Annotated in this window: 22 protein-coding genes and 1 riboswitch; of the genes, 4 read left to right on the top strand and 18 right to left on the bottom strand. The window is 48.2% G+C overall.

The genetic code is table 11. The features are described 5' to 3' along the window. Window positions 1-36: 36 nt before the first annotated feature. The 11 genes from RGU72_RS05950 to RGU72_RS05900 all read right to left on the bottom strand — a co-directional run bounded on the left by RGU72_RS05950 (window position 37) and on the right by RGU72_RS05900 (window position 14714). Complete coding sequence (locus RGU72_RS05950; protein ID WP_322118858.1) at window positions 37-3285, bottom strand: type I restriction endonuclease subunit R; 3249 nt, start codon at window positions 3283-3285, stop codon at window positions 37-39. A gap of 41 nt (window positions 3286-3326) precedes the next feature. Then, entirely contained in the window at window positions 3327-4685 is a 1359-nt protein-coding gene (locus RGU72_RS05945; RefSeq protein ID WP_322118857.1) for a restriction endonuclease subunit S, read from the bottom strand. Then, on the bottom strand, window positions 4682-5698 hold the full coding sequence (locus RGU72_RS05940) for a PDDEXK nuclease domain-containing protein (RefSeq protein ID WP_322118856.1): 1017 nt from the start codon (window positions 5696-5698) through the stop codon (window positions 4682-4684). Before RGU72_RS05940 ends, RGU72_RS05945 begins: the two co-directional genes overlap by 4 nt. Further along, a complete protein-coding gene (locus tag RGU72_RS05935) occupies window positions 5695-8040 on the bottom strand; it encodes a class I SAM-dependent DNA methyltransferase (RefSeq protein WP_322118855.1) in 2346 nt (781 codons plus the stop codon). Before RGU72_RS05935 ends, RGU72_RS05940 begins: the two co-directional genes overlap by 4 nt. Window positions 8041-8238: 198 nt before the next feature. After that, window positions 8239-9264 (bottom strand): threonine-phosphate decarboxylase CobD, encoded by a 1026-nt coding sequence (gene cobD / locus RGU72_RS05930; protein ID WP_322118854.1) that lies wholly within the window; start codon window positions 9262-9264, stop codon window positions 8239-8241. A gap of 16 nt (window positions 9265-9280) precedes the next feature. Next, window positions 9281-10222 carry an adenosylcobinamide-phosphate synthase CbiB gene (gene cbiB / locus RGU72_RS05925; protein ID WP_416200102.1) on the bottom strand — a complete coding sequence of 314 codons (942 nt, stop codon included), beginning with the start codon at window positions 10220-10222 and terminating at the stop codon, window positions 9281-9283. Between the two features lie 77 nt (window positions 10223-10299). Next, window positions 10300-10854: a bifunctional adenosylcobinamide kinase/adenosylcobinamide-phosphate guanylyltransferase gene (gene cobU, locus RGU72_RS05920; protein WP_322118853.1), complete on the bottom strand. Its 555-nt coding sequence runs from the start codon at window positions 10852-10854 to the stop codon at window positions 10300-10302. Further along, window positions 10851-12221: a cobyrinate a,c-diamide synthase gene (locus RGU72_RS05915; protein WP_322118852.1), complete on the bottom strand. Its 1371-nt coding sequence runs from the start codon at window positions 12219-12221 to the stop codon at window positions 10851-10853. Before RGU72_RS05915 ends, cobU begins: the two co-directional genes overlap by 4 nt. 121 nt (window positions 12222-12342) lie before the next feature. Continuing rightward, the gene (gene cobO / locus RGU72_RS05910) at window positions 12343-12969 is read right to left on the bottom strand and encodes a cob(I)yrinic acid a,c-diamide adenosyltransferase (protein WP_322118851.1); all 627 of its coding nucleotides are present in this window, start codon (window positions 12967-12969) and stop codon (window positions 12343-12345) included. 3 nt (window positions 12970-12972) lie between these two features. After that, the gene (locus RGU72_RS05905; protein ID WP_322118850.1) at window positions 12973-13767 is read right to left on the bottom strand and encodes an ABC transporter ATP-binding protein; all 795 of its coding nucleotides are present in this window, start codon (window positions 13765-13767) and stop codon (window positions 12973-12975) included. After that, a complete protein-coding gene (locus RGU72_RS05900) occupies window positions 13767-14714 on the bottom strand; it encodes a FecCD family ABC transporter permease (RefSeq protein WP_416200154.1) in 948 nt (315 codons plus the stop codon). Before RGU72_RS05900 ends, RGU72_RS05905 begins: the two co-directional genes overlap by 1 nt. Window positions 14715-14724: 10 nt before the next feature. On the opposite strand from RGU72_RS05900, the gene RGU72_RS05895 reads away from it, so the two are divergent. Further along, a complete protein-coding gene (locus tag RGU72_RS05895; RefSeq protein WP_322118848.1) occupies window positions 14725-14901 on the top strand; it encodes a hypothetical protein in 177 nt (58 codons plus the stop codon). A gap of 135 nt (window positions 14902-15036) precedes the next feature. On the opposite strand, the gene RGU72_RS05890 is transcribed toward RGU72_RS05895, so the two are convergent. The 6 genes from RGU72_RS05890 to RGU72_RS05865 form a co-directional block, all read right to left on the bottom strand. Then, window positions 15037-16926: a TonB-dependent receptor domain-containing protein gene (locus RGU72_RS05890; RefSeq protein WP_322118847.1), complete on the bottom strand. Its 1890-nt coding sequence runs from the start codon at window positions 16924-16926 to the stop codon at window positions 15037-15039. A gap of 109 nt (window positions 16927-17035) precedes the next feature. After that, window positions 17036-17310, bottom strand: a riboswitch (cobalamin riboswitch). 122 nt (window positions 17311-17432) lie between these two features. Next, window positions 17433-17789 carry a PilZ domain-containing protein gene (locus tag RGU72_RS05885; RefSeq protein ID WP_322118846.1) on the bottom strand — a complete coding sequence of 119 codons (357 nt, stop codon included), beginning with the start codon at window positions 17787-17789 and terminating at the stop codon, window positions 17433-17435. Between the two features lie 79 nt (window positions 17790-17868). Next, the gene (locus tag RGU72_RS05880) at window positions 17869-18435 is read right to left on the bottom strand and encodes a histidine phosphatase family protein (RefSeq protein ID WP_322118845.1); all 567 of its coding nucleotides are present in this window, start codon (window positions 18433-18435) and stop codon (window positions 17869-17871) included. Continuing rightward, window positions 18420-19181: an adenosylcobinamide-GDP ribazoletransferase gene (locus RGU72_RS05875; RefSeq protein ID WP_322118844.1), complete on the bottom strand. Its 762-nt coding sequence runs from the start codon at window positions 19179-19181 to the stop codon at window positions 18420-18422. Before RGU72_RS05875 ends, RGU72_RS05880 begins: the two co-directional genes overlap by 16 nt. Window positions 19182-19208: 27 nt before the next feature. Then, window positions 19209-20243: a nicotinate-nucleotide--dimethylbenzimidazole phosphoribosyltransferase gene (cobT, locus tag RGU72_RS05870; RefSeq protein WP_322118843.1), complete on the bottom strand. Its 1035-nt coding sequence runs from the start codon at window positions 20241-20243 to the stop codon at window positions 19209-19211. 331 nt (window positions 20244-20574) lie between these two features. After that, the gene (locus RGU72_RS05865) at window positions 20575-20973 is read right to left on the bottom strand and encodes a diacylglycerol kinase (protein ID WP_322118842.1); all 399 of its coding nucleotides are present in this window, start codon (window positions 20971-20973) and stop codon (window positions 20575-20577) included. A 249-nt stretch (window positions 20974-21222) separates the two neighbouring features. On the opposite strand from RGU72_RS05865, the gene RGU72_RS05860 reads away from it, so the two are divergent. From RGU72_RS05860 to RGU72_RS05850, 3 genes are all read left to right on the top strand, one after another. Further along, the gene (locus tag RGU72_RS05860) at window positions 21223-21831 is read left to right on the top strand and encodes a hypothetical protein (RefSeq protein ID WP_322118841.1); all 609 of its coding nucleotides are present in this window, start codon (window positions 21223-21225) and stop codon (window positions 21829-21831) included. 129 nt (window positions 21832-21960) lie between these two features. Then, the gene (locus tag RGU72_RS05855) at window positions 21961-22743 is read left to right on the top strand and encodes an IclR family transcriptional regulator (RefSeq protein ID WP_322118840.1); all 783 of its coding nucleotides are present in this window, start codon (window positions 21961-21963) and stop codon (window positions 22741-22743) included. Between the two features lie 27 nt (window positions 22744-22770). Beyond that, a complete protein-coding gene (locus RGU72_RS05850; RefSeq protein ID WP_322118839.1) occupies window positions 22771-23052 on the top strand; it encodes a hypothetical protein in 282 nt (93 codons plus the stop codon). Window positions 23053-23149: 97 nt separating this feature from the next. On the opposite strand, the gene lepB is transcribed toward RGU72_RS05850, so the two are convergent. Then, window positions 23150-23833 (bottom strand): signal peptidase I, encoded by a 684-nt coding sequence (gene lepB, locus RGU72_RS05845; RefSeq protein WP_322118838.1) that lies wholly within the window; start codon window positions 23831-23833, stop codon window positions 23150-23152. Window positions 23834-23913: the final 80 nt, after the last annotated feature.

The following is a 23913-nucleotide window of genomic DNA, read 5'->3' as shown; positions in this document are numbered from 1 at the left end:
TCAAACTTCAAACTCATATCCGACTCATCACTAGAATCACTTCAGTGTCCCAGTCAAAATATCAAAAACCACATTAAGAAACTTGCTCCCCTTCACAGGATCAGATAAGAGCTGCATCATCTGATTATGATGCGCTGCGCCACTGTCCATTATTGCGTTGTACCCGGCCTTAGAAAAATCGCCCAGCATCGCCTGCTCGCGACTATTACTCATTATCTGGTGCATCACCAGTTCGTTCTCGCGTACCTTGTCGCTGATGGTGTTGGCGTAGCTCACCATATCTGCTTCGGTCAGTTGATCGGTAATGAACAACTCGTTGAGGCGTTGCACGATATGCGATAAAAACTCGACCTGCTTGTCTTTGGCCTTGGCCGTACCCGCCTCGTCGCCCGGTAGCAACTTATACTCATCCGACTCCTGCATGATCAAATGCTGCTGCCGGATTTTAGATACACGGTAATGGCTCAAAACGATGCTGCTCAGGTCAATATCATCCTCATCCATCATCGTTTCGCGCAGCATAGGACGTAGATTGCGGGAATAGAGGCTGAGTTTTTCCAGGTCTTTGTCGTTGTAGTCGACGATCTGCGACATAAATTCGTAGAAGCGGACAAAGGTACCAAGATCTTTTTTAAATATCTCTAAGGCATCCTTGGCCTTCTTGCAGTCTTTGAAGCTGTTTTCTGCGTTCGCGAGTAATACCGCATCGTTAAACTTCTTTGTGCGTTCAAACATCTCTTTGGCTTGCTTATATGCCTCTATAGCGTGCTTATACCGCTTTTGCCAGCGTTCGACCGCGGGCTTGCAGATATTGGCGATGGCGGCGTTACTCTTGCTCTTAACAAAAAAGGCCTCACAGAATTGCTCGACCTCGGACCAGGTAAAAATCTCCGCAGCACGTAATTTGTCGTACAGATCAAAAATCAGATTCGGATTAGAGACATCGGCCAGCTCGGCGGTTTGGAAATAAGGCTGGAACGCCTCTAAAATCTCTTGTGGCTCGTTAAAGAAATCCAGCACAAACGTACCCGTTGCCGCCTTGCCGGGATAAACACGGTTCAAGCGCGACAGGGTTTGCACACATTCGACGCCGCCCAGCTTCTTATCCACATACATGGCGCACAGCTTAGGCTGATCAAAACCGGTCTGGAACTTATTGGCGACAATCATCACTTGGTAATCGTCGGTATCAAAGGCTTTGCGCATATCGCGACCTTTGAGATTGGGGTTCATATTCGTTTCGGTGAATTTCGCGCCGATCACGAAATCTGAATTTGGATCTTTATCGTTAAATTCCACTTCGCCCGAGAACGCCACCATAGCATGGATTTTTTGGTAGCCCTGCTGGGTGATGTATTTGTCGAACGCCTGCTTATAACGCACGGCCTCCTTGCGTGAGCTAGTCACTACCATCGCCTTCGCTTGTCCGCCTAGCAAACCCATCACATGGGTTTTGAAATGCTCGACAATCACCATCACCTTTTGGCTGATGTTGTGATCATGCAAACGCACCCATTGATTGAGTTTGACCTTGGCTTTTTTGCTTTCGACCTCTTGGTCAGCGTCCTTCATCTTCATCGCTAGGTTATAGGCGACTTTGTAATTGGTATAGTTCTTCAAGACATCCAAAATAAAGCCCTCTTCAATCGCCTGGCGCATGCTGTAGACGTGGAAGGCTTCGGGCTTATTGGTTTTAGAAGGTGCTTCATCCGGGCGAGGTAGGCGGCCAAACAGCTCCAAGGTCTTGGTTTTAGGGGTGGCGGTAAAAGCTAAGTAAGTCAGATTCTTCGACGCACGGCGCGATGCAACAGCCGCGTCAAGGATATCGTCTGTCGTCAACTCGTCCTCGTCGGTGGCCGTACCATCGACCATCAATACTTCTTTAAGCTGTCTTGCAGTCGAGCCGGTTTGTGATGAGTGTGCCTCGTCAGCGATGATGGCGTAGTTACGTTCTTTCAGGCTGACGCTGTTTTCAATCGCACGCAGCACAAACGGGAAGGTTTGTATAGTGACGATAATAATCGGCTGCGAGCTTTCCAAGGCTTTGGCGAGTTTTTCTGATTTAGAACCATCGCCCTCTTGGTTATTGATACGACCAACCACGCCATCAGTTTGCTCAAACTGGGCAATCGTGTCTTGCAATTGCGCATCCAGCACAGTACGGTCTGTGACCACAATCACCGAATGAAATAACTTATCGCCATTGGCGTCGTACAAAGACGAAAGCTGATGCGCAGCCCAGGCAATCGAATTAGATTTACCCGAACCCGCACTATGTTGGATCAAATACTTTTGCCCCGGCCCTTCGCTTTTGGCGGCGGCCAGTAATTTGTTCACTACATCCCACTGGTGATAACGCGGGAAGATCAGGCTTTCTTTTTTATACTTACGCCCCTCCCAGTCTTCTTTGTCTTCAATCTGCAAATGCACATAGCGACTCAAAATTTTTAGCAGATTGTCAGGGACTAAAACTTCATTCCACAAATAATCGGTCGCATATTGATTGACGTCAGCAGGTACATCATTCCCCTCGCCGCCATCATGCGTACCTTTGTTAAACGGCAAAAAGAAGGTGACATCGCCCTCCAGACGGGTCGTCATATAGACCTCGTACTGACTCACCGCAAAATGTACCAACGCACCGCGCTTAAAGGTCAGCAGCGGTTCTGGCTTTTTGGTGACGGGATCAACAGGCAAGCGCGTGCTGCGGTACTGCTTCATCGCATTGTGTACCGCTTGCTTAAATTCCGATTTCAGTTCCAGCGTCGCGACCGGGATACCATTCACGAATAACACCAGATCAATACGCCATTCTTTGGCTTGGACACCCGTTTCTGCCAGATGCGCAGCGGTCGCCCACGGGCTGTAAGTCACCTCAGGTACGACGCGCAAGCGGTTCTGCTTGTAGCGCGCCAGCGTATCGGGGTTAAGATCATGTTCAGGCGCAAACTGGCATAAAGAAAAGCGCGTGCCACGATCTTTGAGTTCATGCCGCAATACACCCAGCGTACCAAAGCTGCGGATTTCTTTATTCGCAGCATTCGGGTCGGCCTTATTCAATTGCTGCGCCAAGCGCTCCAAAAACTTTTGCTCAGGCTGCACCGGATACAAAGCACAAAACTTTTGCCATTGTTCGTCTTGCGTATCTTTGACAAAGCCGATCACGTCTTCGGGATATAAAGCCAGTTCGCGGTTGTACTGCTCTGCTTTGCCGAGTAGCCAGCCGTTGGCTTGTAGCTGGGCGATCATGTCGTTTTGAAAGGTAAGTTCGTTGGCTTTGCTCATGAATCAAATCTCTGATAAATGCTTCAATCAATTAAACATGTTTAGACGGCGGTGGCCGCATCGCTGGGTGACTGCCAATCGCGTACGTCGATTTTTCCGGTGACGGCAGCGGAGATTAGGGCTGTGCGGCGTTCTTGAATGAGATCAATCGCGGATACAGCGTGCTCTATTAAGCTATCCAATCTCTCCAACCCCCTGTCTAGAAATTCGACGATTTGATGCTGCTCCTCAAGATCAGGAATCGCTACTTTGAACTTGCCAACAATATCTGCGTTTAGATTCATTTGGCTAGTTTCGTTCCCGCCATCTCGAATTGCATGATACGCACTCATGAAGTAGTACCGTAAATACTGATTGAAAAATCTCTCACTAGCGTTTATTGCGGCGCACGCTTGATTGTATGTCGCTGGAACTCCCAATATTGCTACACGACCTCGTGTCACACCTTGGCCGTACATCGCCATGAGGAGAGTCCCTGCTGGCGACACTTTGACTGATGAGTTTGAAATCGCAAGTTCAGTAATATATTCCTCGGTTTCAAATATTTCGTTATACCGCACCTCGCCAGTTTTTATCCATGGAATATCACCATTCCAATATTCTGAATTTGTTCGATCAGGAGTCGCGCCCGTCGAAATTTGAGCATGATATCCAATAGACGAAACTGACCAATGCGCCGGAACTTCACCCAACCACTCTACGCCGGAGTCGCGCATGGGGGCGTTGGGGTTGAGGCCTTTGGTAACGGCATGACTAATCACCGCCTGCCGTTTTTCTTTCAGCAGCTTGATCAACTCTTGCTGCTTCGCGATCAGCGTATCGATCTTGGCGGTTTCGTGGTCGAGGAAATTGGCGATTTTTTCTTGCTCGATTAGATGAGGCATTGCAAAACGAAAATTTACAAAAGTGTCCTGATATAAGTGAACAATTGTGCTGCCAGTTTTATTAAAATCAACGAAACCGGTAAACACGCTCGAATGAAGAAGCCAAAAATAAAATTTACTTATATAGCGACCTCCTAATGGCCTGACAACAAAAACCCCGCTATTAAGTGTGGCATCTCCGTTCAAATTAGAAACTAAAGCCACTTTGCCTATTGTTCCGTCTTTTGTTATCAATAAGTCGCCATTTTTCAACTGAATATAGGGATCTTGTTCGTAGCGAGACAAATCACAGTGATAGCAATCTTCCCATTTAATTTGTGGCCCTCTAAAATCAGAACCTGTAACTAAATAAGGGCCTTCATCTGTAAAGTCGTCAGATTTCAACCCGTGCCAACCTACTCTAGCTTTTACATACGACTCAAATTTAACGCGAGTTAATTCCCATTCGCTGGGATAATTACCTATCCACTCAACCCCAGAATCCTTATATTCCGCATAAGCCTTATACCGACTCATAGCCCCTCCCCCTGCGCAACATTGAGCAGATAAAACTCATGCAATTTCGTTTGCAGTAGTTTTTTATCGGGCAACTGGGTTTGGTATTCGGCAATCATTGCAGGTGACAAGCTGCGGCTTAAGGCGTATTCGACCACTTCATCGTCTTTGCTGGCGCTCAGCAATACGCCAATGGCAGGGTTTTCGTGCGGCTTTTTGTGGTCGCGGTCCAGGGCTTCGAGGTAGAAGTTGAGTTGTCCTAAGTGGGCTGGACTAAAACGATCGACTTTCAATTCAATCGCGACCAGGGCATTCAAGCCACGATGAAAGAACAGCAGGTCGAGCGCGAAGTCTTGCTTGCCCACTTGCACGGGATATTCACTGCCAACGAAACAGAAATCGCGCCCGAGTTCGATCAGAAATTGCTTGAGCTTGCTGATTAAGCCCTGCTGTAAGTTGGCTTCGCTATGGTCTTGCGGCAGATTGAGAAATTCAACGACATAGCTGTCTTTGAAAACGCTGAAGGCTTCTGGTTGCGTTTCTCTCAAGCTTGTTGAGAGTTTTGCGGGATTTAACACCATGCGCTCGAACAAAGCCGTGTTGAATTGTCGCTCTAGTTCACGACTCGACCATTTCTCTTGTACCGCCGTCTTGAGGTAAAAAACCCGTTCTTCAGGATGCTTGCTACGGCTCAGAATGATGAGATTGTGTGTCCATGGCAATTGTCTCAGCAGTGCCGAGACAATTTGATCACCTTGATAAGCCTCATAAAATTGGCGCATGCGAAACAAATTAGGGCGCGTAAAACCTTTCAAGTTGGGCTGGGTCACCGCTAAATGTTTCGCCAGTGCATCCACCACGCCATCGCCCCATTCTGCTGCTTTGATCTTATTGCTAATATAGGCACCTACTTGCCAGTACAAGTCAATCAGGGTGGTATTGACGGCTTGATAGGCGTGTTGGCGTGCTGCGGCGATCAGGTGGACGACTTCGGAGAAGTCGGGCTGATCTTCCTTTGCAAGGTTTTTACTCATGAATGCACCTCTTGCAACAGCTTCATGATTTCCGCACTCACAGCATCCAGATCGGCGTCAATCTCTGCTAGGTTACGCGGTGGTTGGTATTGGTAGAAATGGCGGTTGAACGGAATTTCATAACCGACGATGCCGATTTGCTGGTCTTTATCGTCTTTTTTGCTGGCGTCGATCCAGGCGTCTGGTACGTGCGGCTGAACTTCTTTTTTGAAGTAGGCTTCGTTGATCTCGTTGACTGTTTTAGACGGATCGAGGGCAACGTTTTCAAAATCGCGCAAGTCGCCATCGGCTTTGTATTCGATGGTTTTGCCATCGACGTTAAACAAGCCGTAAATCGGGTCGGCTTTGGTCTTATGAATTTTTTTAATGACTGCTTTGGCTTCTGGGTTTTTCCAGCTAACGGCAGACTCGATCACTTTTTTATCTTTAGCATCGAGGCTGATCCCCGCTGCCCTAGCGGCTTTGGCAATCGCATCATCGTAGTCGTTCATATCATCAAACTGTGCACTCCCGATTTGTGCTTGCAGTGCTTGGGCTTTGAGCAGGCTTGCTTTGGCGCTGGTCCAGGTAGTGCGGTTGAGCAGGTCTTTGATTTGCTTTTCTTTAAGATCAGCGAAATGGATTTTGATGTAACGACGGATCGCTTCTTCGTGCTGGCTTAGATCGCCATAGTGAGGGCAATCTGGGGCATCGCTCCACGTTGCAGCCGGTAGTTGTGCAAACTCGGCATAAGCCCATTGCATGATGCTGTTGAGTGCGCCTGACTCAAAGCGCAGCGTGGCGATGCGGTCGTCTGAGAATTGATAGGACTGGCGTAAGGGACGTTCTATCGTAATGCGGCGATAGCCAAATTCATAGGTTTTAAAAATCTTGGCAGCAAAGGTTTTGGCAGCCTCAGTCTTTGGGTTTGCTGACTGGCGGCCACGGTTGCTTTTGACTTCGGCAGGTTTATCTAGTTCACGCGCATCGACGACTTCAAACTTGCCAAAGCATTGGGTGATGGTGGCGATGTCATTGGCACTCATCTCATTGCGCTTGCTGCCCAAGGATTTGCGCATCTTGCCGCAAAGGTTAACGCCGTTGATCAGTTGCACCTGGCCTTTGCGATCTTTGGCTTTTTTATTCGATAGTACCCAGACATAAGTAGCGATGCCGGTGTTGTAGAACATATCAGTCGGCAAGGCGACGATGGCCTCTAATAGATCGGCTTCCAGAATATAACGACGGATTTCTGATTCGCCCGAACCTGCGCCACCCGTAAACAGCGGTGAACCATTCAGAATGATACCGATACGGCCACCGCCGTCCTTGGCGTCGCGTAGTTTGCTAATGAGATGTAGGAGGAATAATAAGGAGCCATCCGATACCCTTGGCAAACCCGCACCAAAGCGACCATCAAAGCCTTTGTGATGGTGTTCGTCAATGATCTCTTGTTCGATCTTTTTCCAATCAACACCAAACGGCGGATTGGACAGCATGTAATCAAACTTATCGGCGTACAGCTGGTCGTTGGAGAGCGTGTTGCCAAGCTTGATATTGCCGACCTCTTGCCCTTTGATGAGCATATCGGCTTTACAGATGGCGTAGCTTTCAGGGTTGAGTTCTTGCCCATAAGCGCGCATGACGGCGTTAGGATTCAGCTCATGCACGTATTCCATCCCTGCTGACAAGAAGCCGCCTGTGCCTGCTGTAGGGTCGTAGATAGTGCGGATAATACCGGGCTTAGTCAACGCATCATCGTCTTCCATAAACGCTAGAGAAGTCGTCAGGCGGACAATATCGCGTGGGGTAAAGTGCTCACCCGCTGTCTCGTTGGAGCCTTCAGCGAAGCGGCGGATGAGTTCTTCAAACACCAGACCCATATCATGATTGGAAACGGCGTTAAGGCTGAGATTGATGGTACGGACTTTTTGTACCACTTTGTAGAGCAAGTTCGCATCGTTGAGTTGACCGATGAATTCAGCAAAATTAAAGTACTCAAAAATCTCGCGGGCATCTTTGGAGAAGCTTTGGATATAACTTTCCAGATTAGCTTTGATACCGCTCTCGCCAAGCTTGGACAAATCCATTTTGGAGGTGTTATAGAAGCTTAGTGATTCAGTACCGATTTTAGTCGCACGCAATATTAATTTCTCTTGCGCCTCCTCCGGCAAATTCATCCCCTGCACTTTTTGATACTCAGCCAGTACCGCGTCTTTGCTCGCTTCCAATACGCACTCTAAGCGACGTAATAGGCAAAACGGTAAAATGATGCGCCCATACTGGCTTTGTTTGAAATCACCACGCGGGAGATCGGCAATCGCCCAAGATTCTGTGGCTAAGTTGTTGGAGGTTTGGGTCATTGGTTGTTCTTGTTTTCAGAAAATAGATTAGGCAGATTTTTATAACTATCAATTTACGATAGAGTGATTTGAATGTTACTTATAAACATATCAAAACATATCAAAACACATCAAAACACATCAAAACACATCACCTTCGATGGCTACCGTTGTGCGATGCAAGATATTACTATAACGCTAATACAAGACGTATATTCTTTACATTACTTGCAACGCCTGCTCCAACCTCCGCCAACCAGCCTCGTCAGCAGGCAATCCAAAACGCACTCCGCGCGCCGATGTGCGAAATAGTCTCAGCCATACACCTTGCTCTGCCATGCGCTGCCAAAATAATTCGGCATCGCAGCTTAAACTTTTCTCGCTACACCATTGAAATAAATCCGTGCCGCTGCAGTTGATGTGATGTGACTGCAATAGTCTTCTCAGACGTTCGCCCTGTGCAGCTAAGCGGATGCGGGTTGAATTTTGCCAGTCGTGATCATTGAATGCGGCGCAGGCAATCGCTTGTGCGGGGCCGCTGATGGTCCAAGGTCCTAAGTGATTTTCTAAAGCTTGGAGCAAATCTATTTGTGCGGCGATAAAGCCGAGTCGCAATCCTGCCAGACCAAAAAATTTACCAATGGAGCGCAGTACGATCAAACCTGGACGATCGGCAAAGACAGCAACGCTGATGGCTGGTGTCGTATCAGCAAAGGCTTCGTCCACGATCAGCCACCCACCCCGACGTGCTAATTGTGCTGCCCAGTCCAACAGAATATCTTGCGTGATAGTTGCGCCAGTCGGGTTGTTAGGATTGCAGACTACGACTACATCCGCGTCGGCAATTGCTGTTGCTAATTGGTCGTAAGCTAGCTCACGGACCTCATGTCGTTGATATTCGTTATACCCGTTCAGGCTATACGCATGCCGCCATTGATGTGCATGCTCGGCATATGACGGAGCCGATATTACGACTTTAGATGCTGGCCGAAGATAGGGCAAAGCCTGAATTGCGGCTTGCGTTCCCGCTACGGCTAGCATCGCTGGCGCGCCATAAAATGCTTGGGCAGCCTGGCTTAATGCCAAAGATTTTTCAGGTAAACGGTGCCAGGCATTCGCGGTCAATAATGTTGGCGATACCGGATAAAAATGCGGATTCAGGCCAGTCGATAAATCTAACCACTCCGCTAGCGGCCGACCAAAATGAGTAATCGCATCACGTAGATTGCCGCCATGTTCTAGCATACCAAAATGTGCCTTGTTATCTATTCAGCAGAGTCGCGGCGATGGTCAAACAACCCAGCCATAACAAGCTGGCGTTGCGCACCAACAGCCATGCTCTTGGAATATCCCGCGCCATCGGCGGTTTACCCGCACCTAAAGTTGGTCGTTGTTCTGGCACGCCGTCGTAACTAGCCAGACCACCTAACGTGACCTCCAGCGCACCGGCTCCGGCTGCCATCACTGGTCCTGCATTGGGGCTAGGCCATTGAGGTGCTTGTTTCTGCCAGCATTGCCACGCAAGCTGCGTATTGCCCAAAACAGCGTAAGAGATCGCAGTGAGTCTTGCAGGTATCCAGTTGAGACCATCATCAATGCGAGCGGCGACACAGCCAAAGCGTAAAAAGCGTGGCGTGCGATAACCCCACATAGCATCCAGTGTATTCGCCAGACGATACAACACTGCGCCAGCACCACCGAGAATTACAAACCAGAACAAGGTGCCGAACACGGCGTCACAACCATTTTCTAACACCGACTCTACCGCCGCTTTAGAACAATCCTGCTCGGTCGCCTGCGCTGTATCGCGGCTGACGATGTAAGACGTGCGGAGTCGGGCCTCGGCTAAATCACCTTTGATCAGCGCGCGGAAAATCGGCTCAGCGTGGTCGCGCAAGCTTTGTAAGCCTATGCATAAATACAGCAAGACGGTATGCGCCGCCACAGCCAGCCAAAGGTTGAAGTGCGTACACCAGATTAGCAGCGCCTGTGTCAGGCCAACAATCGGCAAGACCACCAAACACCACGCTAAGGCACCGATCAGTCGACTGGCGTTGGGACGATTCAGGTAAGATTCAAACAGGTTTGCCAGGTTGCCAAAACCGACCAGCGGATGCCAGCGCCGCGCCTCTCCCAACCAGGTGTCCAATGCCAAGCCTAGTGCAACGCAAAGTAAAACCAAACTGGAAGTCAGCATTAACATGATGTTGGGGTTATTGGCGTAGTCGGCGTTGTTGTTGGTATTGGTAACATTAGTGATATCGAGTTAAAGAAACCAGTTTAATGTTTAGATTTTAAATGCAACGGCAAACCTGCGGCGACCCAAGTCACTTGTTCGCACCGCGCGGCTACGGCTTGATTCAAGCGCCCTGCCTCATCAACAAACCAACGCGAAATTGCACCTTGGGGAATGATGCCCATACCAACTTCGTTAGAGACCATGATCACATCTCCGGCGCAAGTTTCCAAGGTGTTTAAAAACAAGCTACGTTGCTCGGTAAAGATATCCGACGGCGTAATTTTGCCGACATCAGGATAATCGATCTGCTCGGCAAATAATAAATTCGATAACCACAGGGTCAGGCAATCTACCAGAATAAGATTGTCTGCTGTGCTGTGCCGATTGATCGCATCAGCAAGTAATAAAGCTTGTTCCACCGTCACCCATTCAGCCGGGCGCTGTACCTGATGGTGTGCGATCCTGCTCTGCATTTCGGCATCGCCCGCCTGTGCAGTGGCGAGATAAATTACCGATTTACCAGAAGCACTTGCCAGGCGTTCGGCATAAGCACTTTTACCCGAACGGGCACCGCCAAAAACCAGAGTGCGCGTCATATCGGCTCTCCTAAAAACAGATGGGCAACGGCGACCGGATTTGATGGGAAGTAAGCGTGAAAATAAGAAGCATACAAATTACCGTCACGATAAATTGCCTCACCTGCCTCTTGATTTGCATGCTTTATCGTGTGGTGAGCAGGCACTAAGCCAGTCTCAAAGCGTGAATAATGAAAAGTATGCCCACGTAATTCACCATGTTTGCTGAGCCAGGCTTGCGCGCCCAAGGCCGCTAAGCGTTTTTGCATAACAACCTGACCGCGGATGATGCCTGCCATGTTCCAAGTGTTTTTTTGTGCGGTATTGTGCGGACTATTTGGCTGATCGTTCATTACTTCACTCGTCTGATAAATAAGCTTATCGGTCAATGCCATCATGCCACCGCATTCCGCCAGAATTGGCATTCCTTGCGCATGCGCGGCGCATATCGACGTTTGCCATTGCTCAGCTTGACTCAAAGTTTCTGCATGCAGTTCAGGATAACCGCCGGGCAGATATACCGCATCTGCATCTGGCGGTACGGATTGATTTGCCAGAGGCGAGAAGAATTTAATCTCTGCCCCCAAGGCGTGCAGACATGCTAAATTGGCGGGATAGATAAACGCAAAAGCGGCATCGCGGGCGATGGCGATGGTCTTGCCTTTTAAAACCGCTGGTGTATTTTCAGCCGGTATGATTTGCTCAAATTGCGTCAGTGGCAAAGCATTCCATGCATCCAAATCCAATACCAGCTGATCGGCTTGCGACTCTAAAATTTGTTCGATTTGTGCGACTTCATCAGGTAAGACCAACCCTAAATGACGCTCGGGTAAAGCTTGCTCTTGGCGCGGTAAGCTCGCCAGCATCGACATCGCAGGTGCCGGAATTTTTTGCATCGCGTCAGCCACCATTTTGGCATGCCCTACTGATGCTACCCGATTGGCAATCACGCCGGCCATCGGTACCGGACCAAAATCACGCAACCCCATCACCACTGCGCCGACGGTTTGCGCCATTGCAGAAGCATCTACCACCGCCAATACTGGCACGCCAAATGCGCGCGCCAAATCGGCTGAAGAGGGATTGCCATCATACAAACCCATCACGCCTTCAATCAAAATCACATCTACCTCAGCCGCTGCTTTTGCCAGCATGGCTTGCGACGCATCCAAGCCGACCATCCATAAATCCAGCGATAACACTGGCGCACCGCTGGCACGTTGCAACATCATGGGATCGATAAAATCTGGACCGGTTTTAAACACTCTCACCCGCTGCCCCAGTTTCACCAACTTACGTGCCAATGCCGCTGTTACCGTGGTTTTGCCTTGACCAGAAGCGATAGCGGAGATGAGGACAACGCGAGCGGACGTGGTGTGTTTTGTCATGAAATTTGTGCAGATCAGAATTAAGGCAGATAAATATACTCATATCCAGTATATTTTACTGTCCATATAATTACTGGACATCTGGCCATTTATATCAAAATAGATGGGGAGTATATGATTTTTACCACTCAATCCTGGCTTGCGCGACGATGCCATCTTTAAAGGCATGCTTGACGACTTGCATCTCGGTCACGGTATCGGCGACTTCAATTAACTCCGGCAAAGCACCGCGCCCGGTGATGATCACGTGCTGCATTTCTGGACGAGCATCGAGGTCGGCAATCACTTGTTGCACGTCTAGATAATGGTATTTAAGCGCGATGTTCAGCTCATCTAACAAGACCATGCCAATTGCGGGATCACGCAAAAACTCTTGGGCTTTTTTCCAGGCAAGCTGGGCTTTTTCAATATCACGCTCGCGGTTTTGGGTCTCCCAGGTATAGCCTTCGCCCATGGCATGGAAACTGACTTCCTCTGGAAAACGACGTAAGAAAATCTCTTCGCCAGTCGACATCGCACCTTTAATAAATTGCACCACGCCGACTTGCATGCCATGCCCCATCGCACGCATCACCATGCCAAAACCGCTAGAGCTTTTGCCCTTGCCATTCCCGGCATTAATCACTACGACGCCCGTCTTGCGCTGTGCGGCATCGATCTTTTGATCCATCAACTCTTTTTTACGCTGCATGCGGCGTAGATGACGGGTGTTGATATTGTCTTCCAGCGTGTTATTTTCTTGAGTCATGATTTAGTGTCCGGGTAAAAAAATAGTCTGCTCACCATGCTGTACTAATTCCAGCGGATGACCCAGACAAAGACTGAGTTTGTCGGCGGTCATCACATCATCGACGGCACCAGCCAGCCAACGTCCGTCACCCATCAATAATAAGGCGTGAGTGGCGACCCGATGTGCCAGATTAAGATCATGGCTGACCATCACGACCGCCTTATTTTGCTCCTGACATAAGCGAGAAAATAATTGCATCACGCTGACCTGATGCGCCAAATCCAGCGCATTGGCGGGTTCATCTAACAGCATTAAATTGGCATCTTGCGCCAGTAAAGCAGCGATCGCCACACGTTGCCGCTCGCCACCGGACAAGCTGCGTACATCGCGCTCTGCCATGTCGGCAATATCGAGTGCCTGTAAGGCTTGATGCGCCAATTCCAAATCGCTAGTTGACTCCCAATAATGCGCATCATGATATGGATGGCGGGCACTCAATACGGTTTCGATAGCGCTATAACCAAAGGCATCTATCCTGCCCTGTGGCAGAAAGGAACGTTCTTTTGCTAAGTCTGTGAGCGACCATTGCTGGATTTTTTTATTTTTAATTGCGACATTACCCTGCTCGATGGCACGCATACCTGCCAAGGTACGCAGCAAGGTACTTTTGCCGGCGCCGTTACGTCCGATGATGCACCAGCATTCACCAGTATTGACTTGCCATTGCAACTCCGTTACCAGCGTGCGTTTGCCGACAGACAGATGCAAATCGGTTGTACTTAATAATGTTTGTACTGTTTGGAGAGCTGCATTCATCAGCGCACCTGCTTTCTTAACTGATGCAGTTGCAGCAAAAATAGCGGCACGCCAATCATGGCCGTGATCACGCCAACTGGTAATTGCTGGGGCGCGACGACTGTACGTGCCAAGGTATCAGCCAGGACTAAAAAACTACCGCCGGCCAGACTCGCAGCAGGAATCAATAAGCGATGATCTGCGCCCCACGCAAAACGGCAGGCATGCGGAATAATCAATCCGACAAATCCAATACTACCGGCGCTGCTGACTGCGCTGGCGGTTAACAAAGCCGCACAGAAAAATAAGGCCTGGCGTAATTTTCCGATATTGATACCCAAGGTCATGGCGTTATCTGCATGCATGGCGGCAACATTAATTGCCCTTGCCATACGCAAGGCAAATAATAAGACGACAATCCAGATCACCCAGGGGAAAACGCGTGCGTCGGCATTGGACAAATCACCGATCATCCAAAACACCATACCGCGCAAACGGCTATCTGGTGCGATGGACAGCATCAAGGTAATCACGGCACCACAACCAGCCTGAACGATCACTCCCGTCAGTAATAACAATGGCGCACTACCGTCAGAACTGCCACTGCCACGCAGATCACGATACGCTAAAAGAAACAGCAAAGCCGCGACAGCAATCGCACCACCAAACGCGGCCAAATCGACTAACCAGCTCATACCGATCAACAACATAACAGTCAATGCGCCAACCGATGCGCCACCAGAAATACCCAGTACGTAAGGATCAGCTAGAGGGTTACGCAGCAGGGCTTGCATCAATACACCGGCCAAAGCCAAGGTCGCGCCGGTAACAAACCCGAGCATCGCACGGCTTAAACGCAGCTCTAATAAAGTCGCTGCAAGGGTTGAAGGCTTGCCGTTCAATAGTTCTAGCAAGCCATGGAATAATTCTGAAAAAGACAGTGAGACTGAGCCAGTCACACAAGCTATAGCGATGCTGATGAGCGACAAAAAAATTAAAATACCAATGATGCGTGAGGCGCGCCAGGAATTAGGCTGTTTGTTGGTAATCGCTGAGGAAACAATGCCGGAGCCGGAAGAAGTAGCAAGAGTCACGGTCAGCCTTATGGAAGAAATCGACAGGAAAAATCTGTCACAATTTGCCGTATTGGCATAAGTTGCATATCGAGCTGTACATCAAGCTGCACACTCTATTTAAACTCCTTGCCGATCTTCTGCTAGCAAAAAATGGGCAAGGGAAAATCAATTTATTCCACGCTTAAATTTAACTTAATTTGAGCTGAATGTAGATTTACTTAAAACCGTAATTCACGCCAACAAATACATTAGAACCGGCTGTTGCATAATTTTTAGCGAGTTCATACTCTTTGTTCAGCGCGTTGTTCCAGCGGCCAATCAAAGACCAGTTGGTGGCCACGTCGTAGCTTGTATATAGGTTTAATAAGCTATAACCAGCCAATGGTTTTTTGTTAGCAACATCATCAAAACGTTGGCCAGAGAATAGCGTTTCTACGCCCAATTTGGTTTTACCCAATGCGTATTCAGCTGCCAGACTACCGTGTTGCTTAGCACGGCGCGCCAGACGCAAACCAGTTGTATCATCTTTTGGATCTTGCAAATCCAATGATCCGCGCAATGTCAGATCACCCAGATGAGTAGAGCCGCCTAAAGTTAAACCAGACAAAGTTGCCTTGTTGACGTTATAGGCGCAACCATACTGATGTGTCGATTGTTGGACCGGACAAACATTGGCATACACCAGTAAATCTGTCACTTTATTGGAGTAATACACGGCGCTGAACTGCGTCATATCATCTTCGTAGAACATCCCGATCTCGGCATTTTTTGCCTGTTCTGGTTTGTTAGTCGCAATGCCATAACTTGGGTAATACAGTTCATTAAACGTCGGTGCACGGAAGCTGGTACCGTAACTTGCATTCACACGCAATGCATTGGTTAAGCGATAGCCGTAAGCGATACTGCCAGTCGCTTTAGAACCGTACTGTGAACTGTCATCGTAACGTACGCTGGCGCTGGCCAGATGAGCATCTTGCTTAAACACATAAGAACCAGCTACCGAATTGGTCTTACGTTTGCCCTCGACTTCTACTGTAGTACCGTTCACTTTTTCTTCGCGGTGCTCATAAACTAATTGCAAAACATCCTTGCCAAGCATGATGTCATTTTGCCAGTTAAAGCTAGTCTGGGTCGTGTCAATCTGGCTTTGACCATAGGAGGCATCGGTAAAACTTTTATCTGCTGTCTGTGCCAGTTGCACAGTGCTGAGCCAGTTAGGCGCGATACGGTTTTTGCTAAACACTGCTAAGGTTTCCAACTTTTGGATGCTGCGGTCATCGTAGCCAGGACCTGCATCAAACTGGGCACTCAAACGACTTTGCAAGAAAGTCAGACCCAACTCATGCCCCTTCATCACTTCATAACCTAAACGACCACTGACGCTGTCTAAGGTGTAGCCATCTTTGTCTGCGTTGTAGGAGTATGGACCTGCGCCTGGCTTGGTTGCCGAGAAACCATCAGCCTCATCATGAGCAGCGTTCAGGGCAAAACTGAAATGATTGTCGGTCGCACCAGAAACACCAGCGGCCAATTTCTTCAAACCGTAGCTACCCAATCCTGCTGACACTGTCGGGGTAATAACAGAGCCACCTTTTTTAGTGAAAATCTGTATCACGCCACCCATTGCATCAGCGCCGTACAGACTGCTTAAAGGGCCGTACACAATTTCGATACGCTCAATTTGCGCCAAAGGAATTGTCGCCCAGGTAGCGCCACCAGTAGTGGAAGAACCGATTCGTATGCCGTCTACTAACACGACGTTTTGAGCATTGCCTGCACCACGGATATACACAGAAGCATTGGTACCTGCGCCGCCGTTTGTCGTGATTTCTACACCACGTTGTTGTTGCAGTAATTCGGCAACAGAGGCCGCGCCCGACTTGGCGATATCAGCAGCAGTAATTACTACGTTATCAGCCAATACGTCTTTAGCTGCCTGCACCTGACGGCCAGCAGTGATAACAACATTTGCGGCGTTGTTAGTGTTATCGGAATTCTGTTGACTCGCATTGGGCTGAACAGCCGATTGAGCAAACACAGAAGAAGAGGAAAAAGCAGCGGCCACAGCAAAGCTGATGGCGAGCGGTTTAAATGCAGAGGTCATGATCACAATTGAAAAGGGGCAAGCAGCCAACGTCCCCGCAGGCTGCATGAATACAAAGCATCATCGGCATTCACCAACGCTCATCAACATCAATGAACTTGATTACGGATGACGCTTCACTTATTCTGGCCGGTATCCGGGCTGACAAGCATCACCTTCCGACCTTCCCATGCCTGAACGACGACATAGTGGTATATGCGAAAGGCTGGCTGTATTGATCAGATCATTGATCTGTTCATTGACATGATTGAGTCAATCTCGATACAGCGCTTATTCACCGTTGCGGGGGCAGCACACGCTTGCAAAAATCAAACTTTGCATTGTGTTTCCCGTTTAACCGCAGACATGGATATGTCTGCGAGCACCAAAACTTCGCCATTCTAAGGCGATAGCGGTTTGGCGGCAAGCGAAAGACTCGGTTCGACGTGGTAACTAGCCGCCGTAAGGACCGGAAAAATATCGCTTCGCGGCGAATCGACGCAGCAATCGACCCACTTTACAGTGGGCTAATTAGATTGATCGCTTACAGTGGATTTGGAAATCCAGGCATCGAGCAAGCGCTGATGCAAATCGGACAGTTCGCTAAACTTCACCCCGACCCGATAAAAATCGCCAGTCAAAATGATATGTTGTATGTGGGCTTTGCAAGGAACTTTAAATTGTTCTTTCTTGGCGAAATCGATGCTAGGTACTTCCATCATGATTTGGTATTCGGCATTGACTTCCAACTTTTCTGGGCACTGTAGCAATACGCCACCCGTCGAAATATTCACGATTTTTGCAGGCATCAATTGCCCGTTTGCCAGCTTGATTACGGCTCGCCAGGTGACATTCACCCTGGGACTTTTACGTAGTTCTATCATTAATACATTCCTTGCTGAGCTGGCATACTTCAGCATTAACAATTCAATTGGTGTGATTTCACCAATTTTAACATTGGACCTAAATGTTACATTCGCCTAGTTGCAATTGTTTGCATTCACCAAAACCTATCGTTTGTGGATAGCTCTCTACCCGTTTTGCTAAAGCAATAAGATCGATTGCAGGCTGATATGCCAACATTAAACGCATCGTACCTGCGTGACATACTACTGCAAGATGCTGTTGTCCTGCATTCATCATTATGTTTTTTGCATCTTGCAGAAAATGTATCACGCGTGCTGCCATCTCTGTTACGTTTTCTGCACCACCAGGCCGGTAATTACTGACATCAGCAGCCCAGGCATCAATCTCTGCGCGCGGAATCTGATCCCAGCTCTTTAATTCCCAATCACCAAAATCCATCTCCATCAAACGTGGGTCGAAAACAGGCGCAGGATGCAAATAATTTGCCAGCAGCGCGCATCGTTGTAAAGGGCTGGAATAGACTGGAATATCCGCAGGTAATGCGGCTCTTAATGCAGGCAATACCAATTCACATTCAACCTCTGAACTAAGGATGTCAGAGCGCCCGTAACAAATACCGGATACGATCTCGGGCTTGGGGTGACGGATCAGATAAAGCTGCATAGACCGAGATAAAACGCGACTTCGGACAATTGCTGCACCGCGCCCAGACAATCACCGGTGTAACCCGCAATCCTGCGCTTGAACAGACGTGCCAGCCACCAACTTGCCAGACACAACAAAATGACGCCTAGCATAAGATTTTTTAACGGCAGCAACTGCACATAAAATAAAGCTAGGGCCGGTAAAAAAACGGTGGCGCAAGCGACTACTAATTCCAACCCCGACATATGCTGCGCTAAGGGCTTTGCTTTCCCTTCCAGCCGCGCATAGTCCATCAAAAAAATCAGGCTGCAAGATGCCAACCGTGATAAGGGATGGGCGACCAATAATGCAGGGATCACATACGACGCAGGCATGCTGGCAAGTACACTCACTTTGGTTAGCAGCAGCATGCCAATACCAATCGCGCCATATGCTCCAACACGTGAGTCCTTCATGATGTCTAATACGCGCTCTGGTGTCATGCCTCCCCCAAAACCATCGCAAACATCGGCAAAACCATCTTCGTGAAAAGCGCCTGTCAACATAATGCCCGCCACGGTCGACAAAATAACCGCCACCGTCTGTGGCAATACCAGAGATGCCAAACCAAACACCGTCGCAGTGACCAAGCCGACCACCCACCCAACTGCCGGAAAATAACGCGATGCCTGATGTAACCACGCCGCCTCAAACCCGACCCAAGACGGAATCGGGATACGCGTAAAAAATTGCAAGGCAATAAAAAAGAGGCGAATTTGATGCATCATTGTTTTAGAGTAGCGTGGCTAATATCAGGATTTTTCGCTGACTTGGGCTGATTCAAACGTCGCCATCTGATTCATAAAATTAACTGCCGCTTGCACTAACGGATACACCAAGGCGGCACCCGTACCCTCACCTAAACGCAAATCCAATTGCAGCAAAGGACGCGCCTCTAATGCGGCCAGCATCTTGGCATGTCCGCTCTCGTCCGAGCAATGGGCGAAGACGCAATAATCGAGAATAGCTGGCTGCAATCTGGCCGCGACCAATAATGCGCTGGTCACAATAAAACCATCAATCAGTAACACCATGCGACGCTCTGCCGCAGCCAGCATGGCACCGACCATCGTTGCAATTTCGAATCCACCAAAGCAGGCCAATACTGCCAAAGGATCACTCTGTTTGCCATGCAATTTAACCGCATCTTCAATCACTTGTTGCTTGCGGCGGATACCTGCTGCATCCAACCCAGTACCAGCACCTACACAATCAGCAACAGGGATGCCCGTCAGTTGATGCATTAAAGCAGCGGCGGACGTGGTGTTGCCTATACCCATTTCGCCAAAACCAAGCACGTTACCAGGCAAAGCAGCGACGATCTCTTGGCCGTTCTTCAGCGCCACCAAACACTGTTCTGCCGACATCGCAGCTTCTTTGGCAAAATTACGCGTGCTGCCAGCGATTTTACGATCCAGCAAACCCGTACGCACGCCAAAGTCATGCTTGACACCGGCATCCACAATATGCAGCGCAATCGCGTTTTGTCGGGCAAACACATTGATCGCCGCACCCTCTGCCAAAAAGTTTTCTACCATCTGCCAGGTGACATCTTGCGGAAACGCGGAGATACCTTCCGCCACCACACCATGATCACCCGCAAATACAATAATCGCCGCCTGAGTCAGCACAGGTTGAGTAGTTTGCTGAATCAATCCGATTTGCCTGGCGAGCCGCTCCAACATACCAAGACTGCCCAAAGGCTTGGTTTTATTGTTGATGCAAGTAGTCAATGCGTCAGATAAAGCGAGATCGTGAGTTGAAGTTATGTGAGGAATATGGGTCATGGTAGACAGTCGCGATAAGTAGGCAAGCTGGTTAAAGATAGGTGATTCTGAATCTGCCTGAAGCAACCCGGCGTGTTGAACTCAGGTTCTGAAAATTTGGCTAATTGGCGAGTTAAGCAACTAAATAGATAAGTAAAAATAGAAAAAACTAGACTTTTTTCTCATAAGTAAATTATATACTCCCATATAGTATATTTTCATTGTCCATATAATATTTGGACGATAGGCACAATTTTAATAAAATTGAGGGGAGTATATGATATTTGTACCACTACACACAGTTATTGAGTCCAAATATCTGCTAAATATAAGCGTGTTGGTCTAGTAGTAATCAATAGTAAAAGCGGTTAAATAAAACCACACCCCAAGTGCCCACCGAGATTAAAAAAGTCAGCAGCACAGCAGCGCTGCCAAAGTCTTTCGCGTTTTTAGACAAGGTATGACGCTCTAGCGATACCCTGTCCACCACTGCCTCGATGGCTGAATTAATCAACTCCACCACCAAGATCAACAGCAAGCTGGCAATCATCATCAGTTTCTCAAACGATGACACCGGCAGCGCCAGTGCGACGACAATACCGATGACTACCAAGACCAGCTCCTGTCGGAATGCATGCTCATTTTTCCAGGCCGATTTAAATCCATCAATCGAATAAAAAAATGCGGAGAAAATACGTTTAAGACCGCTCTTACTTTTAAATTCGCTAACGGCTTGTTCTTGATCGCTCATGAATAATTCCTGAAATGGCAACGGGGCGTTATGGGTGAAAGTTTATGGATTACACAGAAAACAATAGTCGCGCCGATTTTAACAGTACATTGCGACAAGTATTTCGTACATGATGTAAATGTTTGCCGCGCAGACTTGATAAAATGAAAATTCTTTTAGCCTTGTGAGAACCAATCTCAAATGAGATGCTCAAATAGCAGCAAAGCTTAAAATAAACTCTAAGCATCCTTCACCATCCCAAACCAAAACATGGCGATTGCACATAAAATTCCGCAGCACCTGACCACCATCGCCCTTATCCTGGCAGCGCATGCAGCCCTGATACTGCTGATGCGATTTGAATTGGGGCGAGCGCCATTGCAAAGAGATATGGAGCAAGCCGCAGTCACTTATATCGATCTGAATTTCGTTCAGATAAAACCTAAGACACCAGCTAAAACAACGTCGCCAGTCATAGCGAGCAAAGTCACTAACACTAAACTAGCAAATACCAGCAATCCTCCAAAGCCGGCGACAGAAGATATGCGCAAGCCACAGACTACTGCAGCCATCACACCACTAGCCGAGCTTACTTCGGGGGACAAAATAACTACGTCAACTAATGATACGCATGACACACATTTGGATTTAGAAAATATCAGACAAACTGCCAAAGAAGAATATCGCCGTGGCAAGCACAGCGAAATAGAAAAGATGCAGCTAGGTTTTGCGCGTGATCAAAGTGTAGAAAAACAGTTTGGTGAAAAAGTAAAAAAAACCGTGCGGAAAGATTGTCGCAATGCCTTTGCAGGGGCGGGTTTGCTTGCGGTGATTCCAATTGCCTTGAGTACCGTTACTGATGTTGGTTGCAATTGGTGATTATTCGCCTGCGAACAGATCAGAGAACTCCAAAAATCGTTGTCAATTTGCCTCGACTTAGGTCACCAATTAGCTGACTTGCTTTTCACATTATGGTATAAAGAGCTATTGCAATGCACCAACCATAATATGAAAAACGATACGCTCGGCTCAGAAAAAACTGCCATTCAAGTAATAGAACGTCTAGTCTCACTACTAGATGCCTTGTCTCGCTACCAAGACCCGGTAAGTTTAAAAGAACTTGCCATTGTCACTGGTCTGCACCCCTCCACCGCACACCGGATTTTGAATGATCTGGTCACGACGCGTTTTGTAGACCGAGCTGAAGCCGGTTCTTATCGACTGGGCATGCGTCTGTTAGAGCTAGGCAATATAGTCAAAAGTCGTTTAAACGTGCGTGAGGCAGCGCTGGAATTTATGCGTACACTACATCGTCAGACGCACCAGACAGTCAACTTATCTGTGCGCCAAGGCGATCAGATTGTGTACATCGACCGCGCCTTTTCAGAGCGCTCCGGCATGCAGGTGGTACGCGCAATCGGCGGCAGAGCACCCCTGCATTTGACCTCTACGGGCAAATTATTTTTATCCCTGGACGAGCCAAAAGCAATCCGCGCTTACGCTACCCGCACAGGCCTCGCAGGACACAACAAAAACTCCATCACTGATTTACACAAGCTAGAAAAAGAACTTAGTGACGTGCGCGAAAATGGCTATGCACGCGACAATGAAGAGCTAGAGCTAGGAGTACGCTGCATGGCAGCAGGCATACGCGATGATAGTGGCAAGATGATTGCGGGTCTCTCGATTTCCGCACCAGCAGACCGCTTGCAAGAAGAATGGCTAGGCGATCTGATCTCTACCGCAGAGCAGATTTCAGAGACACTGGGTTATGTTGCTACATCAGTCTGACTTCGTAAAAAAAGAACGTCAAAATCAATGAATAGTCTGGAAATAATCTTTACATTAGCGATAGCTGCACTGTTGTGTCTGAATATTTTTGTAAGCATTCGCATTTGGCGGAGTAAGAATTTAGAATTAACACAAAAATACATTCAGTTAGGACTGGTCTGGCTGATACCAATAGCCGGAGCCATATTGTGTAATTATTTTGTACAAGAACCGCATCTGCCTGGCAAAACAAGTTTTACTTCAGAAGAAACTTTATATGATGATATTCAGAGTGCGAGTGCCGATTATTTTACTGACAACCATCATTAAACCAAAAAGCTAATCCAACGTCTCAATATTGGATTAGCTTTTGAATTTTGCCCTATAGCCTGAAATAAACATCAAATAACATCCGCGCAATGACAGCTTAAGTCCTCGCTGCAACCCGCTCTAATCTCGGCAAATAATAATTATCACCGTCGAGTGAAAACAATAAGCGACTGACACGCCCAGTGATCAATTCCCGCTTCACAAAACCGATATAACGCGAATCTTTGCTATTATCGCGATTGTCGCCCAACATCAGATATTGACCCTCAGGCACTTTGACAGGACCAAAAGATCGCATAGCTTGGCGCTCTGGCATGATGATAATGCCGTGCTGTTTATCTCCTACCGTCTCCTGATACACCAGCTGTTTACCGGAATATTCACGAGCTGGTGTCAGATGATTTTCAGCACTATCGAATGCTTCTTTGTAATTGGCTGGCACCCCATTGATGACTAACTGTTCATCATGCATTTCAACTGTATCTCCAGGCACTGCGATCAGGCGTTTGACTAATCTCACACCATCTTGCGGTGAGATAAAAGTAACGATATCACCGCGCTGCGGATCGGCAACTTGCTTGAGTACGACATCGGTAAACGGCAACTTAACGTCGTAGGCCAGGCGATTGCAAATTACTCGGTCACCCTCTACCAGCGTTGGGTACATAGAACTGGAAGGCACCAGATAGAAATCTGCCATCGCACTGCGCACCAGCACCATGCCGAGCATGAACAGGATGAAGCCTTTATTGTCGGCCATTAGTTTTTTGGGATTAAACATCGTCGGACATCTCCAGTTAGATCAATCAAGGCAGCTACATATAGCAAAACACAGCGGAATATAGTTGAACACAGTTGAAC

The organism is Undibacterium sp. 5I1, assembly GCF_034314085.1.
Classification (GTDB): domain Bacteria; phylum Pseudomonadota; class Gammaproteobacteria; order Burkholderiales; family Burkholderiaceae_D; genus Undibacterium.
The sequence above is the reverse complement of the archived record's forward strand: the minus strand, read 5'-3'. Positions and strand labels throughout refer to the sequence as shown.

Coding starts and splice junctions, on each gene's coding strand:
- RGU72_RS05890 (WP_322118847.1), bottom strand. CDS start 16,926: ATGACCTCTGCATTTAAACCGCTCGCCATCAGCTTTGCTGTGGCCGCT.
- RGU72_RS05950 (WP_322118858.1), bottom strand. CDS start 3,285: ATGAGCAAAGCCAACGAACTTACCTTTCAAAACGACATGATCGCCCAG.
- RGU72_RS05940 (WP_322118856.1), bottom strand. CDS start 5,698: ATGAGTAAAAACCTTGCAAAGGAAGATCAGCCCGACTTCTCCGAAGTC.
- RGU72_RS05860 (WP_322118841.1), top strand. CDS start 21,223: ATGGCGATTGCACATAAAATTCCGCAGCACCTGACCACCATCGCCCTT.
- RGU72_RS05945 (WP_322118857.1), bottom strand. CDS start 4,685: ATGAGTCGGTATAAGGCTTATGCGGAATATAAGGATTCTGGGGTTGAG.
- RGU72_RS05875 (WP_322118844.1), bottom strand. CDS start 19,181: ATGCATCAAATTCGCCTCTTTTTTATTGCCTTGCAATTTTTTACGCGT.
- cbiB (WP_416200102.1), bottom strand. CDS start 10,222: ATGTTAATGCTGACTTCCAGTTTGGTTTTACTTTGCGTTGCACTAGGC.
- RGU72_RS05935 (WP_322118855.1), bottom strand. CDS start 8,040: ATGACCCAAACCTCCAACAACTTAGCCACAGAATCTTGGGCGATTGCC.
- cobO (WP_322118851.1), bottom strand. CDS start 12,969: ATGACTCAAGAAAATAACACGCTGGAAGACAATATCAACACCCGTCAT.
- RGU72_RS05850 (WP_322118839.1), top strand. CDS start 22,771: ATGAATAGTCTGGAAATAATCTTTACATTAGCGATAGCTGCACTGTTG.
- RGU72_RS05865 (WP_322118842.1), bottom strand. CDS start 20,973: ATGAGCGATCAAGAACAAGCCGTTAGCGAATTTAAAAGTAAGAGCGGT.
- RGU72_RS05915 (WP_322118852.1), bottom strand. CDS start 12,221: ATGACAAAACACACCACGTCCGCTCGCGTTGTCCTCATCTCCGCTATC.
- RGU72_RS05885 (WP_322118846.1), bottom strand. CDS start 17,789: ATGATAGAACTACGTAAAAGTCCCAGGGTGAATGTCACCTGGCGAGCC.
- RGU72_RS05880 (WP_322118845.1), bottom strand. CDS start 18,435: ATGCAGCTTTATCTGATCCGTCACCCCAAGCCCGAGATCGTATCCGGT.
- cobT (WP_322118843.1), bottom strand. CDS start 20,243: ATGACCCATATTCCTCACATAACTTCAACTCACGATCTCGCTTTATCT.
- RGU72_RS05895 (WP_322118848.1), top strand. CDS start 14,725: ATGAGCGACAAAAAAATTAAAATACCAATGATGCGTGAGGCGCGCCAG.
- cobU (WP_322118853.1), bottom strand. CDS start 10,854: ATGACGCGCACTCTGGTTTTTGGCGGTGCCCGTTCGGGTAAAAGTGCT.
- RGU72_RS05905 (WP_322118850.1), bottom strand. CDS start 13,767: ATGAATGCAGCTCTCCAAACAGTACAAACATTATTAAGTACAACCGAT.
- lepB (WP_322118838.1), bottom strand. CDS start 23,833: ATGTTTAATCCCAAAAAACTAATGGCCGACAATAAAGGCTTCATCCTG.
- RGU72_RS05855 (WP_322118840.1), top strand. CDS start 21,961: ATGAAAAACGATACGCTCGGCTCAGAAAAAACTGCCATTCAAGTAATA.
- cobD (WP_322118854.1), bottom strand. CDS start 9,264: ATGCTAGAACATGGCGGCAATCTACGTGATGCGATTACTCATTTTGGT.